This window comes from Pseudomonas sp. TH21 (genome assembly GCF_016651025.1).
GTDB lineage: Bacteria > Pseudomonadota > Gammaproteobacteria > Pseudomonadales > Pseudomonadaceae > Aquipseudomonas > Aquipseudomonas aylmerensis.
Genome location: NZ_JAEKEQ010000001.1, coordinates 6098624 through 6115622, shown reverse-complemented (window position 1 = coordinate 6115622; position 16999 = coordinate 6098624). Strand labels below are relative to the sequence as shown.

Sequence of the window (16999 nt, the reverse complement as noted above, 5' to 3'; positions counted from 1 at the left end):
CACTCTGATCCCGACGCGCAACCCCCGTGGTATGGGGGCTGGTCGCGATAAGTATGTGAATGTCGCAGATAGGTAAATGGGTGGTTCTCGCGTTACGCAGAATCGCCACCATCAGGCCGACACACGGCTACGGAGAACAGCATGTCCAACAGCTTCCTGAATCCGGTCACCACCCAGACCTGGGCCAATGGTCGACACATCGTCCGTTGCGTCAAAGTCATCCAGGAAACCTGGGACGTGCGCACCTTCTGCTTCATGGCCGACCAGCCGATCCTGTTCTTTTTCAAGCCGGGCCAGTTCGTGACCCTGGAGCTGGAAATCGACGGCCAGCCGATCATGCGCTCCTACACCATTTCCAGTTCACCGTCAGTGCCTTACAGCTTCTCGGTGACCATCAAGCGCGTGCCGGGTGGGCGTGTGTCCAACTGGCTGCACGACACCCTGCATGAAGGCCAGGAACTGGCGGTGCACGGTCCGGTGGGCCTGTTCAATGCCATCGACTTCCCGAGCCCGAAAGTGCTGTACCTCAGCGGTGGCGTGGGGATTACTCCGGTGATGTCCATGGCGCGCTGGTTCTACGACACCAACGCCAACGTCGACATGACGTTTATCCACAGCGCCCGTTCGCCCAAGGACATCATCTACCACCGTGAGCTGGAACACATGGCGTCGCGGATCGACAACTTCAGCCTGCACCTGATCTGCGAGAAACACGGGCTGGGCGAGCCCTGGGCCGGTTATCGCGGCTACTTGAACCACAAGATGCTCGAGCTGATGGTGCCGGACTTCCTGGAGCGCGAAGTATTCTGCTGCGGCCCCACGCCTTATATGAACGCAGTGAAGCGCCTGCTGGAAGCTGCCGGTTTCGACATGGCGCGCTACCACGAGGAATCCTTCGGCGCGACGCCGCCGGAAGCGCGCGCCGATGCGGTGGAGCAAGCCGAACAAGCGGCCGAGGCACCGGAAATCGACCTGGCGGACCTGCACCAGGTGGAGTTCATTGCCTCGGGCAAGAGCATTCGCGTGGCTCCTGGCGAAACCGTCCACGCAGCGGCGGCCAAGCTTGGGCTGTTGATCCCCAAGGCCTGCGGCATGGGCATCTGCGGAACATGCAAAGTGATGAAGCTGGGCGGGGAGGTCGAGATGGACCACAACGGCGGGATCACCGAGGAAGACGAAGCCGAAGGCTACATCCTGTCGTGCTGCAGTGTGCCCAAGGGTGATGTGCGCATCGAGTTCTGACCCTCACCTTGATCGTTCCCACGCTCCGCGTGGGAACGCCTCCTTGGACGCTCCGCGTCCCGCTGTGTGACCGAGCATCACGGGCAGCATTCCCACGCAGAGCGTGGGAACGATCAGTTAGAGGTTACTGGGCGTAGATATGCACGACGAAGTGCTGGCCTGATGCTGTCAATTCGTAGACTTTGTCGTAGATCCGCAAGGTCCTGGATGGTTCGCGGATGGTGTCACCGACTTTTGCGTATTTGCGAAACTCATCCCAATCAATGACGGTGGTGCTGATGGTGCCGTCGCCTTGCAGGTTGTTAGTGTTGTTTTGATATTCCATGGTGTAGTCCTCTGCTGGAGTTCCATTTCCGGCCGATTGTTCGGCAGGCGGTGATACCCGAAAGGAGGTCGCTGCAGCGGCCTTTTCCTTCCGGGTTCCAAGAGGCTAGTCAACGAAAAGCGGGTCCGCTGCTGTCAGAAATATCAAAAAACAGTCTCGGCATTCGGCCAGTATGCGCTGGCCTTTTTCCTACGTTAAGCGTTCATCACTTCCCGAATATCCGCAGCCAATTCTCTTACGCGCTCTTCTTCGGTATCCCACGCACACATGAAGCGCGCACCGCCTTTGCCGATGAAGGTGTAGAAGCGCCAGCCCTTGGCCGTGAGTGCGGCGATGGCCGGTTCCGAGAGTTGCAGGAACACGCCGTTGGCCTGTACCGGGAACATCAATTCCACACCCGGAATGTCTGCCACCAGGCTGCTCAGCAGCTGCGCGCAGTGGTTGGCATGGCGTGCGTGTTTGAGCCAGGCGTCGTTTTCCAGCAGGCCCACCCACGGCGCGGAGAGGAAGCGCATTTTCGACGCCAGCTGGCCGGCCTGTTTGCAGCGGTAGTCGAAGTCTTCAGCCAGTTTGTGGTTGAAGAACAGGATCGCTTCGCCCACCGCCATGCCGTTCTTGGTCCCGCCAAAGCACAGCACGTCGACCCCGGCTTTCCAGGTCAGGTCGGCCGGCGAGCAGCCGAGGAACGCGCAGGCGTTGGAGAAGCGTGCGCCGTCCATGTGCAGGTTCAGGCCCAGCTCCTTGCAGGTAACGCTGATCGCGCGGATTTCTTCCGGGGTGTACACGCTGCCGACTTCGGTGGCTTGGGTGAGGGTGACCACGCGCGGTTTCGGGTAGTGGATGTCCTGGCGCTTGAGGGCGATCTCACGGATCGATTCCGGGGTCAGCTTGCCGTTTTCGGTGCGCGCGGTGAGCAGCTTGGAGCCGTTGGAGAAAAACTCCGGTGCGCCGCATTCGTCGGTTTCGACGTGGGCGGTTTCCGAGCAAATCACGCTATGGTAGCTCTGGCACAACGAGGACAGCGCCAGCGAGTTCGCTGCAGTCCCGTTGAAGGCGAAGAACACTTCGCAGTCGGTTTCAAACAGATTGCGGAAACCGTCGGCGGCGCGATGGGTCCATTCATCATCGCCGTAGGCGCGTTGATGGCCCTGGTTGGCTTGTTCCATGGCGGCCCAGGCTTCCGGGCAGATGCCCGAATAGTTGTCGCTGGCGAATTGTTGGCTCTTGTCGGTCATGGCCCATTCCTGTGGTCGATGTTGGTGCGCACTGTAACCAAGATTGTCGGGCGTGCGCACGCACTGTAAATGCAAAGTCACTGGGGAATTATGCACGGCACTGAAACGATTCCTGTCAGACGCGTCCGTGATGGCGCCCTGGACCTGCTCAAGTGGCTGGCGCTGCTGTGCATGGTGCTTGATCACCTGCGCTATGTCGGGCTGAGCCTGGATGGCCTGTACGTACCGGGGCGCCTGGCGTTCCCGTGGTTTTGCCTGGCGATTGCGGCGAATTTGCACCGCGCACGAAATGCACCCGTGACTGGTCAATGGCGCTACCTGGGGTGGCTGTTGCTGTTCAGCGCGATCAGTGAAGTGCCATACCGCCTGTTTATCGACGATGCCGATACGTTGAACGTATTGCCGACCCTGGCACTGGGCCTGCTGGTTGCCCGAGGATGGCAGCAGAAGACGCTTTTTGATAGAGGATTGGCGCTGATTGCCGTCACCATTGCGGCCGTGTTTTCCGCGCAGCTGATGTTCGGTTTTTTCGGCGTATTGCTGCCGTTGGCGATGCTGCTGGTGTTTCGTCGTGCCTGGTATTTCAGCCTGTTGCCGGGGGTGGTTTGCGTGGCCGCCAATCAATGGCAGATTTTGCTCGAGAGCGGCACGCCGGTCGCATTGATGGGGTTGGCGGCATGTCTGATTGCGCCATTGGCTGGTCTGTTTCTGTTGCGACGTGCCAAAAACGTCTCGCCACCGGCCATGCGGCGTTGGGCTTATGTCCTCTATCCCCTGCATTTCCTGCTGCTGTTACTCGTCCGCCAGATCATCGCCTAACCCCCTGTGGGAGCGGGCTTGCTCGCGAATGCGGTGGGTCAGTTAACCCATGTATTGGCTGACCCGCCGCATTCGCGAGCAAGCCCGCTCCCACATTTGTTTCGTGTCGCTCATCTAATGTCGTAAACGCACCTTTGCGTGGCGTCCGTAGGCATTTGACCTGCGGGCGCCAGCCCTACCATCGCATCAAAGGGCCCTGCGAGGGCCTCAACAATACGAAAGGCTGGGAGAGACGCGATGTTCAGCAAAAAAGACCAGATCCAGGGATATGACGACGCACTGCTGGCGGCCATGAATGCCGAGGAGCAGCGCCAGGAAGATCATATCGAGCTGATCGCGTCGGAGAACTACACCAGCAAACGCGTGATGGAAGCCCAGGGCAGCGGCCTCACCAACAAATACGCCGAAGGCTACCCGGGCAAGCGCTACTACGGCGGCTGCGAGCACGTGGACAAGGTCGAGGTGCTGGCGATCGAACGCGCCAAGCAACTGTTCGGCGCCGATTACGCCAACGTGCAGCCGCACTCCGGCTCGTCCGCCAACAGCGCGGTGTACCTGGCGCTGCTGAACGCCGGTGACACCATCCTCGGCATGAGCCTGGCCCACGGCGGTCACCTGACCCACGGCGCCAAGGTGTCGTCCTCGGGCAAGCTGTACAACGCGGTGCAATACGGCATCAACACCGACACCGGCCTGATCGACTACGACGAAGTCGAGCGCCTGGCGGTGGAGCACAAGCCGAAGATGGTCGTCGCCGGTTTCTCCGCGTACTCCAAGACCCTGGATTTCCCCCGTTTTCGCCAGATTGCCGACAAGGTCGGGGCGCTGCTCTTCGTCGACATGGCTCACGTCGCCGGCCTGGTTGCCGCTGGCCTGTACCCGAACCCGCTGCCGTACGCTGATGTGGTCACCACCACCACCCACAAGACCCTGCGCGGCCCGCGTGGCGGTTTGATCCTGGCCAAGTCCAACGAAGAGATTGAGAAAAAACTCAACTCCGCGGTATTCCCCGGCGCCCAGGGCGGCCCGCTGATGCACGTAATCGCCGGCAAGGCCGTGTGCTTCAAGGAAGCGCTGGAGCCCGGCTTCAAGGCCTACCAGCAACAGGTCATCGACAACGCCCAGGCCATGGCCGAGGTGTTTATCAAGCGGGGCTACGATGTGGTGTCCGGCGGCACTGACAACCACTTGTTCCTGGTCAGCCTGATCCGCCAGGGCCTCACCGGCAAAGAGGCGGACGCCGCCCTCGGCCGCGCCCACATCACCGTCAACAAGAACGCCGTGCCGAACGACCCGCAGTCGCCGTTCGTGACCTCGGGCCTGCGTATCGGCACCCCGGCGGTGACCACGCGTGGTTTCAAAGTGCCGCAGTGCATCGAACTGGCCGGCTGGATCTGCGACATCCTCGACAACCTCGGCGACGCCGACGTCGAGGCCAACGTGGCCAAGCACGTGTCTGCCCTGTGCGCTGATTTCCCGGTTTATCGCTGAGCGCGGTTTTGGAGTAATGACTATGCAACGCTACTCGGGCTTCGGCCTCTTCAAGCACTCACTCAGCCACCACGAAAACTGGCAGAAGATGTGGCGCACGCCGACCCCTAAAAAGGTCTACGACGTGGTCATCGTCGGCGGTGGCGGGCATGGCCTGGCGACCGCCTACTACCTGGCCAAGGAACACGGCATCACCAACGTGGCCGTGGTCGAGAAAGGCTGGCTGGGCGGCGGTAACACCGCGCGCAACACCACCATCGTGCGTTCCAACTACCTGTGGGACGAGTCGGCGCACCTCTACGAACACGCGATGAAGCTCTGGGAAGGTTTGTCCCAGGACCTGAACTACAACGTGATGTTCTCCCAGCGTGGCGTCTACAACCTGTGTCACACCCTGCAGGACATCCGAGATTCCGAGCGCCGTGTGAGTGCCAACCGCCTCAACGGCGTGGACGGCGAACTGCTCAACGCCAAGCAAGTGGCCGATGAGATCCCGTACCTCGACTGCTCGAAAAATACCCGCTACCCGGTGATGGGCGCCACCGTGCAACGGCGCGGCGGCGTGGCCCGTCACGATGCCGTGGCCTGGGGCTTTGCCCGCGCCGCTGATGCACTCGGCGTGGACTTGATCCAGCAGACCGAAGTGATCGGTTTCCGCAAGGAAAACGGCGTGTGCATCGGCGTGGAGACCAACAAGGGCTTCATCGGCGCCAAGCGCGTCGGCGTGGTCACCGCCGGTAATTCCGGGCACATGGCTTCGCTCGCGGGCTTTCGCCTGCCGATCGAATCCCACCCGTTGCAGGCGCTGGTGTCGGAGCCGATCAAGCCGATCATCGACAGCGTGATCATGTCCAACGCCGTGCACGGCTATATCAGCCAGTCCGACAAGGGCGACCTGGTGATCGGCGCGGGTATCGACGGCTACAACGGCTACGGCCAGCGCGGCTCTTACCCGGTGATCGAACACACCATCCAGGCCATCGTCGAGATGTTCCCGGTGCTGTCGCGCGTGCGCATGAACCGCCAATGGGGCGGCATCGTCGACACCACGCCGGACGCCTGCCCGATCATCTCCAAGACCCCGGTCCCGAACATGTTCTTCAACTGCGGTTGGGGCACCGGTGGCTTCAAGGCCACGCCGGGCTCAGGCAACGTGTTTGCCGCCAGCCTCGCCAAGGGTGAAATGCACCCGCTGGCAGCGCCTTTCTCCATCGACCGTTTCCACAACGGTGCGTTGATCGATGAACACGGCGCTGCAGCCGTCGCTCACTAACAGGAGAAATTCCCTATGTTGCATATCTTCTGTCCTCACTGCTTTGAGCTGCGCTCCGAAGAGGAATTCCACGCGTCCGGCCAGGCACATATCCCGCGCCCGCTGGACCCGAACGCCTGCACCGACGAAGAGTGGGGCGACTACATGTTCTTTCGCGATAACCCGCGTGGCCTGCACCACGAGCTGTGGATCCACGCCGCCGGGTGCCGCCAGTATTTCAACGCCACCCGCGACACCGTGACCTACGAAATTCTTGAAACCTACAAGATAGGCACCAAGCCGCAATTCACCGCCAAGGCTTCTGGAGAGAAGGTATGAGCCAGATCAATCGCCTGTCCAACGGTGGCCGGATCGACCGGAACAAAGTGCTGAGCTTCAGCTTCAATGGCCAGAGCTACAAAGGCTTTGAAGGCGACACCCTGGCCGCAGCCCTGCTGGCCAACGGCGTCGACATCATCGGCCGCAGCTTCAAGTATTCCCGCCCGCGCGGGATCTTTGCCGCCGGTGCCGAAGAGCCGAACGCGGTGCTGCAGATCGGCGCCACCGAAGCCACCCAGATTCCCAACGTGCGCGCTACCCAACAGGCGCTGTACCAAGGCCTGGTCGCCACCAGCACCAACGGCTGGCCGAGCGTCAACAACGACATGATGGGCATTCTCGGCAAGGTCGGCGGCAAGCTGATGCCGCCGGGTTTCTACTACAAAACTTTCATGTACCCGCAGTCGTTCTGGATGACGTACGAGAAGTACATCCGCAAGGCTGCCGGCCTGGGCCGCTCGCCGACCGAGAATGACCCGGACACCTACGACAACATGAACCGTCACTGCGACGTGCTGATTGTCGGCGCCGGCCCTGCCGGTTTGGCCGCTGCACTGGCCGCCGCGCGCAGCGGTGCCCGCGTGATCATCGCCGACGAGCAGGAAGAGTTCGGCGGCTCGTTGCTGGATTCGCGCGAGAGCCTTGACGGCAAGCCGGCCACCGAGTGGGTTGCCAGCGTCATCGCCGAGTTGAAAGCCCTGCCGGACGTGGTGCTGCTGCCTCGCGCGACCGTCAACGGCTACCACGACCATAACTTCCTGACCATTCACGAGCGCCTTACCGATCACCTCGGCGACCGTGCGCCGATCGGCCAGGTGCGCCAGCGTATCCACCGTGTGCGTGCCAAGCGCGTGGTGCTGGCGACCGGCGCGTGCGAGCGCCCGCTGGTGTACGGCAACAACGATGTGCCGGGTAACATGCTCGCCGGTGCGGTCTCGACTTACGTGCGCCGCTACGGCGTGGCGCCGGGCAAGAAGCTGGTGCTGTCGACCAACAACGACCACGCCTATCGCGTGGCGCTGGACTGGTTCGACGCTGGCCTGCAAGTGGTCGCCGTGGCCGATGCGCGTCACAACCCACGCGGCGCGCTGGTGGAAGAGGCCCGCGCCAAAGGCATTCGCATCCTCACCGGCAGCGCCGTGATCGAGGCCCGTGGCAGCAAGCACGTGACCGGCGCCCGCGTGGCGGCCATCGACGTCAAGGCGCATAAAGTCAGCAGCCCCGGCGAGTGGCTGGACTGCGACCTGGTCGCCAGCTCCGGCGGCTACAGCCCGGTGGTCCACCTGGCTTCGCACCTGGGCGGCAAGCCGACCTGGCGTGAAGACATCCTCGGCTTCGTCCCGGGCGAAGCGCCGCAGAAGCGCGTGTGCGTCGGTGGTATCAACGGCGTCTACGGCCTCGGCGATTCCCTGGCGGATGGTTTTGAAGGCGGCGTGCGCGCGGCCAGCGACGCCGGTTTCGCGCCGGTGGAAGGCACCTTGCCGAAAGCCTTGAGCCGTCTGGAAGAGCCGACACTGGCGTTGTTCCAGGTGCCCCATGAGAAAGCCACCGCGCGGGCGCCCAAGCAATTTGTGGATTTGCAGAATGACGTCACCGCCGCGGCCATTGAACTCGCGACCCGCGAAGGTTTCGAGTCGGTCGAGCACGTCAAGCGCTACACCGCGCTGGGCTTCGGCACCGACCAGGGCAAGCTGGGCAACGTCAATGGCCTGGCCATCGCCGCCCGTTCGCTGAACGTGACCATCCCGCAGATGGGCACCACCATGTTCCGTCCCAACTACACGCCGGTGACCTTCGGCGCCGTCGCGGGCCGCCACTGTGGGCACATCTTCGAGCCGGTACGCTACACCGCGCTGCAAGCCTGGCACGTGAAAAACGGCGCCGAGTTTGAAGACGTCGGCCAGTGGAAACGCCCGTGGTACTTCCCGCGTAACGGTGAAGACTTGCACGCTGCCGTGAAGCGCGAGTGCCTGGCCGTGCGCGACAGTGTCGGCCTGCTCGATGCATCCACCCTCGGCAAGATCGACATCCAGGGCCCGGACGCGCGGGAGTTCCTCAACCGCATCTACACCAACGCGTGGACCAAGCTCGATGTGGGCAAGGCGCGCTACGGCCTGATGTGCAAGGAAGACGGCATGGTCTTCGACGACGGCGTCACCGCCTGCCTCGCCGACAACCACTTCCTGATGACCACCACCACCGGCGGTGCCGCGCGCGTGCTGCAGTGGCTGGAGATCTACCAGCAGACCGAGTGGCCAGACCTCAAGGTTTACTTCACTTCGGTCACCGACCATTGGGCGACCATGACCCTGTCTGGTCCCAACAGCCGCAAGCTGTTGAGTGAAGTGACCGACATCGACCTGGACAAGGACGGCTTCCCGTTCATGACCTGGAAGGAAGGCCTGGTCGGCGGTGTGCCGGCGCGGGTGTTCCGCATCTCGTTTACCGGTGAGCTGTCGTACGAAGTCAACGTGCAGGCCGACTATGCGATGGGTGTGCTGGAGAAAATCGTCGAGGCCGGCAAAAAGTACAACCTCACGCCCTACGGCACCGAGACCATGCACGTGCTGCGGGCCGAGAAGGGCTTCATCATCGTCGGCCAGGATACGGATGGCTCGATGACCCCGGACGACCTGAACATGGGTTGGTGTGTCGGTCGCACCAAGCCGTTCTCCTGGATCGGCTGGCGCGGGATGAACCGTGAAGCCTGCGTGCGCGAAGAGCGCAAGCAACTGGTGGGCTTGAAGCCGATCGATCCGAACGTATGGCTGCCGGAAGGTGCGCAACTGGTGTTCGATCCGAAGCAGACGATCCCGATGAAGATGGTTGGCCACGTCACCTCAAGTTATGCGCACAACTCGCTGGGTTATTCGTTTGCGATGGCGGTGGTGAAGGGCGGCTTGAAGCGCATCGGCGAGCGGGTGTTTTCGCCGCAGGCCGACGGTAGCGTGATCGAGGCGGAGATTGTGTCTTCGGTGTTCTTTGACCCGAAAGGCGAGCGCCAGAACATCTGACACCTGATCGTTCCCACGCTCCGCGTGGGAATGCATCCCGGGGCGCTCTGCGCCCAAAGAGCGGACGCAGAGCGTCCATGGCGGCATTCCCACGCAGAGCGTGGGAACGATCAAATTCAACACAGGTGCTTTATGACAGCAGCCAATGTTTACCAACAACGCCCCACCACCGGCGCCAAGGCCGAGTCGTCGCTGCACCATGCCGACCTCGCCAGCCTGGTCGGTAAGGGCCGCAAGAATGCCGGCGTGACCGTGCGTGAAAAGAAACTCCTCGGCCACCTGACCATCCGTGGCGATGGCCACGATGCCGCCTTCGCCGCCGGCGTGCACAAGGCCCTGGGCATCGAGTTGCCTGGCGCCCTGCAAGTGATCGTCAACGGCGAAACCAGCCTGCAATGGCTCGGCCCGGATGAGTGGCTACTGGTCGTGCCGAGCGGTGAAGAGTTCGCCGCCGAGAAAAGTTTGCGCGAGGCGCTGGGCGAGCTGCATATCCAGATCGTCAACGTCAGCGGCGGCCAGCAGATCCTCGAGCTCAGCGGCCCGAATGTGCGCGACGTGCTGATGAAGTCCACCAGCTACGACGTACACCCCAACAACTTCCCGGTGGGCAAGGCGGTGGGCACGGTGTTCGCCAAGTCGCAACTGGTGATCCGCCATACCGCTGAAGACACCTGGGAGCTGGTGATTCGTCGCAGCTTCTCGGACTACTGGTGGTTGTGGCTGCAGGATGCCTCGGCCGAATTCGGCCTCAACGTTCAAGCCTGACATGATCGTTCCCACACTCCGCGTGGGAATGCATCCCGGGGCGCCTTGCGTCCCAAGAGCGGACGCAGAGCGTCCATGGCGGCATGCCCACGCAGAGCGTGGGAACGATCAAGGAGTCATGCACTATGAGCCGCGCACCCGATACATGGATTTTGACCGCCGACTGCCCCAGCGTGCTCGGCACGGTGGACGCGGTCACCCGCTATCTGTTCGAGCAGGGGTGCTACGTCACCGAGCACCATTCGTTCGATGACCGCCTCTCGGGCCGATTTTTTATCCGCGTGGAATTCCGCCAGCCCGACGGCTTTAACGAGCAGGCTTTCCGCGATGGCCTGGCCACGCGCGGTGAAGCCTTTGGCATGATCTTCGAGCTGACGGCGCCGAACTACCGGCCAAAAGTGGTGATCATGGTCTCCAAGGCCGATCACTGCCTGAATGACCTGCTGTACCGCCAGCGCATCGGCCAGCTGTCGATGGATGTGGTCGCGGTGGTCTCCAATCACCCCGATCTCAAACCTTTGGCCGACTGGCACCAGATTCCCTACTACCATTTCCCCCTCGACCCCAATGACAAACCGTCCCAGGAGCGGCAGGTGTGGCAAGTGGTGGAAGACACGGGGGCAGAGCTGGTGATTCTTGCGCGCTACATGCAAGTGCTGTCGCCGGAGCTGTGCCGCAAGCTGGATGGCAAGGCGATCAATATCCATCACTCGTTGCTGCCGGGATTCAAGGGCGCCAAGCCCTATCACCAGGCCTACAACAAGGGCGTGAAATTGGTCGGCGCCACGGCGCATTACATCAACAACGATTTGGACGAGGGCCCGATCATCGCCCAGGGCGTGGAGGTGGTGGACCACAGCCACTATCCCGAGGACTTGATTGCCAAGGGGCGCGATATCGAAGGCCTGACATTGGCCCGGGCAGTGGGGTACCACATTGAGCGGCGGGTGTTTTTGAACGCCAATCGCACGGTGGTGCTCTGACGGACGCCTTCGCAGGCAAGCCAGCTCCCACCTTTGGAATGCATTCCCCTGTGGGAGCCGGGCTTGCCCGCGATGAGGCCATCAGCAACAACGCAAAAACAGCATCTGTACCCGAGCACTTAAACGCGCTGCCTGCCTGGGCAACGCGGTTCCATAAAAACAACAGCGAGGTGAAAGCATGTCTGGTAATCGTGGTGTCGTGTATCTCGGCAACGGCAAGGTCGAAGTACAGAAAATCGACTATCCCAAAATGCAGGACCCCCGTGGCAGGAAGATCGAGCACGGCGTCATCCTGCGCGTGGTCTCCACCAACATCTGCGGCTCCGACCAACACATGGTGCGTGGCCGCACCACCGCCCAGACCGGCCTGGTGCTCGGTCACGAGATCACCGGCGAAGTGATCGAGAAGGGCAGCGACGTCGAAAACCTCAAGATCGGTGACCTGGTCTCCGTCCCCTTCAACGTGGCGTGCGGCCGCTGCCGTTCCTGCAAGGAGCAACACACCGGCGTCTGCCTGACCGTCAACCCGGCACGTGCGGGGGGCGCCTATGGCTATGTCGACATGGGCGACTGGACCGGCGGCCAGGCCGAGTACGTGCTGGTGCCGTACGCCGATTTTAACCTGCTGAAACTGCCGGACCGCGACAAGGCCATGGAGAAGATCCGCGACCTGACCTGCCTCTCCGACATCCTGCCTACCGGTTACCACGGCGCCGTGACGGCCGGTGTCGGCCCTGGCAGCACCGTCTACATCGCCGGCGCTGGCCCGGTCGGCCTGGCTGCAGCGGCCTCGGCCCGCCTGCTGGGCGCGGCGGTGGTGATCATCGGTGACGTCAACCCGATCCGCCTGGCCCACGCCAAGGCCCAGGGGTTTGAGATTGCCGACCTGTCCAAGGACACCCCGCTGCACGAACAGATCGCCGCGCTGCTGGGCGAGCCGGAAGTGGACTGCGCCGTCGACGCCGTAGGCTTCGAAGCCCGTGGCCACGGCCATGAAGGCGCCAAGGCGGAGGCCCCGGCCACCGTGCTCAACTCGCTGATGGGCGTGGTGCGCGTGGCGGGCAAGATCGGTATCCCCGGCCTCTACGTGACCGAAGACCCGGGCGCCGTCGACGCCGCCGCGAAAATGGGCAGCCTGAGCATTCGCTTCGGCCTGGGCTGGGCCAAATCCCACAGCTTCCACACCGGGCAGACGCCGGTGATGAAGTACAACCGCCAGCTGATGCAGGCGATCATGTGGGACCGTATCAACATTGCCGAGATCGTCGGTGTGCAGGTGATCAGCCTGGATGATGCACCGCGCGGATACGGCGAGTTCGATGCGGGTGTGCCGAAGAAATTTGTGATCGATCCGCACAAGTTGTTCAGCGCGGCGTAATAAAAAAGGGCGACTTCAAGTCGCCCTTTTCAGTGGTGCGTAAATTCACACCTGGAACGGTCCAGGGCTTCGCAATAGGTGCCTCTCCACTCGCCTCTGGTGGGCGTAAGGTTCCAATCAACGACAGGTGCCGTTACCGAAACGCTGGCGTCGTTATTCATGGGGCCTTTGTAGGTGCAAATGACGGCCTTGCTGTTCATGTCGTAACGGGCATCGTGGAAGGTCGAGTCAGTCAGGTCCGACACCGCCGCCTGCGGGTTTTCGCCTGTCCAGGTGAGCCCGTCAGGCTGTGAGGTTTCGTAGCGGTAACCGCCGTTGGCCATTGCCGTTTGCTTGATGTCCTGGATCGGCGGGCAGGTGGAAGTTGCCGCCGCGTGGGCAGGGCTCATCAGTGCGATCGTGACGAACACACCTGCAGACATAGCGCTGTTCATGGCCCACCTCCTGTGGCGCGCGGGAGGCTTTATGCTGCGGGTGGTTTTGCGTCGACGGCTACTGTGAGAAATCACAGTTTTCTAGAACAGATCGCGATTAACTGGTGGGCTTTTATCGCGAGACACGCAAAAGGCCAACTCACCGCACTGCCAGCGCGCCCTGATACACCGTCGGCCCTGTCGGCTGTTTGCTCAACGAGCCACCCTTGGTCTCCGAACTCACCAGCAACGCCACCGGCTGGCGGATGCTTGCCTGTTGGCGCGGGTTGAGGCCGATGATGCCTTTGCCGTCCTCCGGCAATAGCCCCAGGGAGACCGGTTTGCCCCCTTCGGGCATGGCCCACAGTTCCAGGCTGCGATCGGGCTCGGGCGCTGTCGTGGCGATCGGTTCGACTTCGAGGTAATCCTTGTGTGCCATGACCTGCGCCGCCGGCTGCTGGGTGGTGGTCACCAGGGTGGCGGCGGACTTGACGTTGTCCTGGGTGTAGAACGCGCCGCCGAGGCCGGCGATCACGGCCACGCAGACGCCGATGAACAGGCGCGGACGGCTCCAGAAAGGGGGTTTGGGCTCGATGGTAGTGGGGCGTGTCGCGCTCATGAAGAGGGTCCTGACAGGGCTTTCAGTCCTGTCATGGACCCTGGTTTACGCGATGGGTTCCTGAACCGGTTGGCGCTCAAAGTGATGCCAATTGGCCCTGATACAGCACCGGTCCGGTCGGCTGCCCGGTGGGCGAACCGCCGCGCGGCTCCAGGCTCACGGCCAGGGTCAGCGGTGCGGCAAGCAAGGCTTGCTGTGCCGGGCTCAGCTGAATCCGGCCCCTGCCTGCCGTCGGCACCAGGCCCAGCGAGATCGGTTTGCCACCGGGCTGGATGGCCCACAATTCCAGGTCGCGCGTCGGCTCAAGCGCTGCCAACGCCAGCGGCTCCACTTGCAGGTGATCGGCAAACGCCTTGATCTGCAGCGCCGGTTGCTGGTTGGCAGCGACGAGTGTGGCGTTGTATTCCACGCCCAGGTCGCGCTGGTACAGCACGCCCACCAGCACCGCGATGACAATCCCGAAGGCGGCCGCCCATAGCCGCAGGTTCAGCCACAACGGTTTCTTCGCCGGCAGGTGCAGGACCTGCGGCTCGATCCGCGCCTGGATGCCTTCCCACACGTGATCGGGCACCGGCCGTTCGGGCAGGGTCCCGGTCAGGCTGGCCAGGGCCGCCTGCCAATGGCCGAGTTCCACGCGTAATGCGGCGTCGTCGAGCAGCAGGGCCTCAAACCGGCGGCGGGCGGTAGCGGGCATCAGGCCGATGGCGTAGTCGCCCGCCAAGGCGCGGCGCAGGGGAGTGGTCTGGTAGTTCATGATTCAAGGCACCTGCGCAGGCGTTCCATGCCGCGACGAATCCAGGACTTGACCGAACCCAGCGGCGCGGCCAGATGGTCGGCCAATTCCGAGCACGACAGGCCCTGGAAGTAAGCCACGGTGATCGATTGGCGCTGCATGCCGTCGAGCGTGTCGAGGCAGCGGTTCAGCGCGCGCGCCTCGCGCTCGCTGTCGAGCTGTTCGAAGGTACTGGGGCCGTCATCGAGCAGGGCGTCCTGTTGGCCATCTGCCAACGGTTGTTCACGGCGTTTGCGCAGTTGGTCGATGGCCAGGTTGCGGGTGATGTTCACCATCCAGGTCATCGGCGCCGCCAGGTGGGCCTCGTAGCGCGAGGCGTTGTACCAGATGCGCACGAAGGCTTCCTGAAGCACCTCTTCAGCCAGGTCCGGGCGGCCCATGAAACGCAAGGCAACGCCGTGCAGCCGCGGTGAAACCGTACGGTAGAGGGTTTCGAACGCCTGGCGGTTGCCCAGGGCGCATTGGGCCAGCAGGGGCCGCAGCGGGTCAGCGTCGGAAGTGGAAATAGGGCTTCTCCAGGCCCTGGCGACAGGGCGGTGGGACTGCACGTGCAAGCGGTGGCAGGCAGAGGGTAGTCCAGGTTGCGCGTGCGTTCCATTCACCGGCGTCGTCCTCAACAGGTGTGTGGTGGTTATACGCAGCAGGCGGGGGATTGGATGCACTGGGAACAATCCCCCGGGCTATCCAGTCAAATGCCTGCTTTCGCACCTATATCCAGAGGTTGTTTCGATGAAGATTTCACGCGGTTTCGCCCTTTCCTGCCTGATGACCCTGGCGGCCGGCCCGGTGTTCGCCGCAGGGTTCAGCCTTGGCGACGCGGCCAATGCCATTTCCGGCATGCAGGGGGGCAACAACAAAGCCGCTGCCGCCGCACCGTCGTCCGAGACGGCCGGCCTGCTGAGCGCATTGACCTCGCAATTGAATGTCACCCCCGAGCAAGCGGTCGGCGGCACCGGCGCGATGCTCGGCCTGGCCAAGAACCAACTGAGCAGCACCGAATACTCGCAACTGGGCAAGAGCGTGCCGGGCCTGGATCAGCTGTCGGGCAACAACGCGTTGGGCAGCCTCGGGGCCTTGAGCGGGATGCTCGGCCAGACCGGCGGCAGCAAGACCAGTGGCCTGGATGGCCTGCTGGGGAATGTGAAAAACACCAATGACCTGAACACCGCGTTCAGCGCCCTGGGCATGGACAGCGGCATGGTCGGCCAGTTTGCCCCGGTGATCCTGCAGTACCTGGGCGGCCAGGGCGCCAGCAGCTCCGTGTTGGGCAAACTGGCCCAGGCATGGGGCACCGGCAGTTAAGGGTTTTCCGCGCGCAGTTGGGCGATGCGCGCGTCTTTCTCCAGCCAGAGCTGGTTCACCCAGTTCTGGACGGCCTGGCGAAACACCGGATCGTTTTCGTAATCGCCCTGCCACAACGCCGGATCCAGTTCGCGGGTCTGGATATCGATGATCACCGTCGGCACCGAGCCGCAGATCAAGTCCCAGAAGCCCGGGATCTTCTCCTGGGGATAGACGACCGTAACGTCGAGCACGGCGTCCAGTTGTTCCCCCATCGCCGCCAATACAAACGCCACGCCACCCGCCTTGGGTTTGAGCAGACGCTCGAACGGCGAGTCCTGCTGTTTGCGCTTGGCCGGGGTGAACCGCGTGCCTTCCAGGTAATTGACCACCGTCACCGGCTGGCGCTTGAACAGCTCGCAGGCCTCTTTGGTGATCTTCAGGTCCTGGCCGGCCAGCTCGGGGTGCTTGGCCAGGAAAGCTTTGGTGTAGCGCTTCATGAACGGGTAATCCAGCGCCCACCAGGCCAGGCCGAGGAAGGGCACCCAGATCAGCTCTTTTTTCAGGAAGAATTTGAAGAACGGCGTGCGCCGGTTGAGGGCCTGGATCAGCGCGGGGATATCCACCCACGATTGGTGGTTGCTGATCACCAGGTAGCTGGTGTCGCCGCGCAGGTCGCCGCCGCCGCGAATGTCCCAGCGGGTCGGGATGCACCACGAGAAAATAAGCTTGTCGATCTCGGCCCAGGTCTCGGCGATCCACATTACCGCCCAGGATGCGTAGTCGCGAAAACGTCCGGGAGCCACCAGCTTGAGCAGGGCAAACACCATCAATGGCCCGAATAGCACCAGGGTGTTGAGCAACAGCAGCAGGGTAACGAAACAGCCGGTGAGCAGGCGGCGCATAAGCAACTCTTGGGATCGTGTGGGCGGGTCATGATAAGAGAGCTTGGTCTGCAGGCCAAATCTCAAATCACCGGACGAATGTTTCACAATGTGCCGGGTATGCTCGGATCAGCTAACTAAGTGCCCCCTTTGCGGTCTAGAATCC

Annotated in this window: 17 protein-coding genes; 10 read left to right on the top strand and 7 right to left on the bottom strand. The window is 62.6% G+C overall.

Features of this window, described 5'->3' with window-relative positions; translation table 11 throughout:
- Nucleotides 1-141 precede the first annotated feature (141 nt).
- Nucleotides 142-1242, top strand: a complete 1101-nt coding sequence (gene gbcB / locus JFU04_RS27190; protein ID WP_106802438.1) for a glycine-betaine demethylase subunit GbcB — start codon at nucleotides 142-144, stop codon at nucleotides 1240-1242.
- 124 nt (nucleotides 1243-1366) lie between these two features.
- Here the strand turns inward: gbcB and JFU04_RS27185 are convergent, their stop codons facing one another.
- Both JFU04_RS27185 and JFU04_RS27180 read right to left on the bottom strand, forming a co-directional pair.
- On the bottom strand, nucleotides 1367-1567 hold the full coding sequence (locus tag JFU04_RS27185) for a hypothetical protein (protein WP_065904771.1): 201 nt from the start codon (nucleotides 1565-1567) through the stop codon (nucleotides 1367-1369).
- A 194-nt stretch (nucleotides 1568-1761) separates the two neighbouring features.
- Nucleotides 1762-2802 (bottom strand): threonine aldolase family protein, encoded by a 1041-nt coding sequence (locus JFU04_RS27180; RefSeq protein ID WP_065929441.1) that lies wholly within the window; start codon nucleotides 2800-2802, stop codon nucleotides 1762-1764.
- Between the two features lie 90 nt (nucleotides 2803-2892).
- On the opposite strand from JFU04_RS27180, the gene JFU04_RS27175 reads away from it, so the two are divergent.
- The 8 genes from JFU04_RS27175 to fdhA all read left to right on the top strand — a co-directional run bounded on the left by JFU04_RS27175 (nucleotide 2893) and on the right by fdhA (nucleotide 12843).
- Nucleotides 2893-3621 (top strand): TraX family protein, encoded by a 729-nt coding sequence (locus tag JFU04_RS27175; protein ID WP_201146030.1) that lies wholly within the window; start codon nucleotides 2893-2895, stop codon nucleotides 3619-3621.
- 237 nt (nucleotides 3622-3858) lie between these two features.
- Complete coding sequence (gene glyA / locus JFU04_RS27170; RefSeq protein WP_106802442.1) at nucleotides 3859-5112, top strand: serine hydroxymethyltransferase; 1254 nt, start codon at nucleotides 3859-3861, stop codon at nucleotides 5110-5112.
- A gap of 22 nt (nucleotides 5113-5134) precedes the next feature.
- Nucleotides 5135-6385, top strand: coding sequence for a sarcosine oxidase subunit beta (locus JFU04_RS27165; RefSeq protein WP_003209185.1), 1251 nt, complete (start codon nucleotides 5135-5137; stop codon nucleotides 6383-6385).
- A 15-nt stretch (nucleotides 6386-6400) separates the two neighbouring features.
- Nucleotides 6401-6703: a sarcosine oxidase subunit delta gene (locus JFU04_RS27160; protein WP_065904766.1), complete on the top strand. Its 303-nt coding sequence runs from the start codon at nucleotides 6401-6403 to the stop codon at nucleotides 6701-6703.
- Nucleotides 6700-9717, top strand: coding sequence for a sarcosine oxidase subunit alpha (locus JFU04_RS27155; RefSeq protein ID WP_201146029.1), 3018 nt, complete (start codon nucleotides 6700-6702; stop codon nucleotides 9715-9717). Before JFU04_RS27160 ends, JFU04_RS27155 begins: the two co-directional genes overlap by 4 nt.
- 132 nt (nucleotides 9718-9849) lie before the next feature.
- Entirely contained in the window at nucleotides 9850-10482 is a 633-nt protein-coding gene (locus JFU04_RS27150) for a sarcosine oxidase subunit gamma (protein ID WP_065904762.1), read from the top strand.
- Nucleotides 10483-10607: 125 nt separating this feature from the next.
- Complete coding sequence (gene purU, locus JFU04_RS27145; RefSeq protein ID WP_201146028.1) at nucleotides 10608-11465, top strand: formyltetrahydrofolate deformylase; 858 nt, start codon at nucleotides 10608-10610, stop codon at nucleotides 11463-11465.
- A gap of 178 nt (nucleotides 11466-11643) precedes the next feature.
- Nucleotides 11644-12843, top strand: coding sequence for a formaldehyde dehydrogenase, glutathione-independent (gene fdhA / locus JFU04_RS27140; protein WP_034116135.1), 1200 nt, complete (start codon nucleotides 11644-11646; stop codon nucleotides 12841-12843).
- Nucleotides 12844-12872: 29 nt separating this feature from the next.
- On the opposite strand, the gene JFU04_RS27135 is transcribed toward fdhA, so the two are convergent.
- The 4 genes from JFU04_RS27135 to JFU04_RS27120 form a co-directional block, all read right to left on the bottom strand.
- Nucleotides 12873-13277 (bottom strand): DUF3757 domain-containing protein, encoded by a 405-nt coding sequence (locus JFU04_RS27135; protein WP_201146027.1) that lies wholly within the window; start codon nucleotides 13275-13277, stop codon nucleotides 12873-12875.
- Between the two features lie 139 nt (nucleotides 13278-13416).
- Entirely contained in the window at nucleotides 13417-13875 is a 459-nt protein-coding gene (locus JFU04_RS27130) for an anti-sigma factor (RefSeq protein WP_201146026.1), read from the bottom strand.
- Nucleotides 13876-13951: 76 nt separating this feature from the next.
- Entirely contained in the window at nucleotides 13952-14629 is a 678-nt protein-coding gene (locus tag JFU04_RS27125; RefSeq protein WP_065904756.1) for an anti-sigma factor, read from the bottom strand.
- Entirely contained in the window at nucleotides 14626-15270 is a 645-nt protein-coding gene (locus tag JFU04_RS27120) for an RNA polymerase sigma factor (protein WP_371920610.1), read from the bottom strand. Before JFU04_RS27120 ends, JFU04_RS27125 begins: the two co-directional genes overlap by 4 nt.
- A 127-nt stretch (nucleotides 15271-15397) precedes the next feature.
- Here JFU04_RS27120 and JFU04_RS27115 point away from each other — a divergent pair, with 127 nt between their 5' ends.
- Nucleotides 15398-15970 (top strand): DUF2780 domain-containing protein, encoded by a 573-nt coding sequence (locus JFU04_RS27115; RefSeq protein WP_201146025.1) that lies wholly within the window; start codon nucleotides 15398-15400, stop codon nucleotides 15968-15970.
- On the opposite strand, the gene JFU04_RS27110 is transcribed toward JFU04_RS27115, so the two are convergent.
- Complete coding sequence (locus tag JFU04_RS27110; RefSeq protein WP_201146024.1) at nucleotides 15967-16854, bottom strand: acyltransferase; 888 nt, start codon at nucleotides 16852-16854, stop codon at nucleotides 15967-15969. The genes JFU04_RS27115 and JFU04_RS27110 overlap by 4 nt on opposite strands.
- Between the last annotated feature and the right edge of the window lie 145 nt (nucleotides 16855-16999).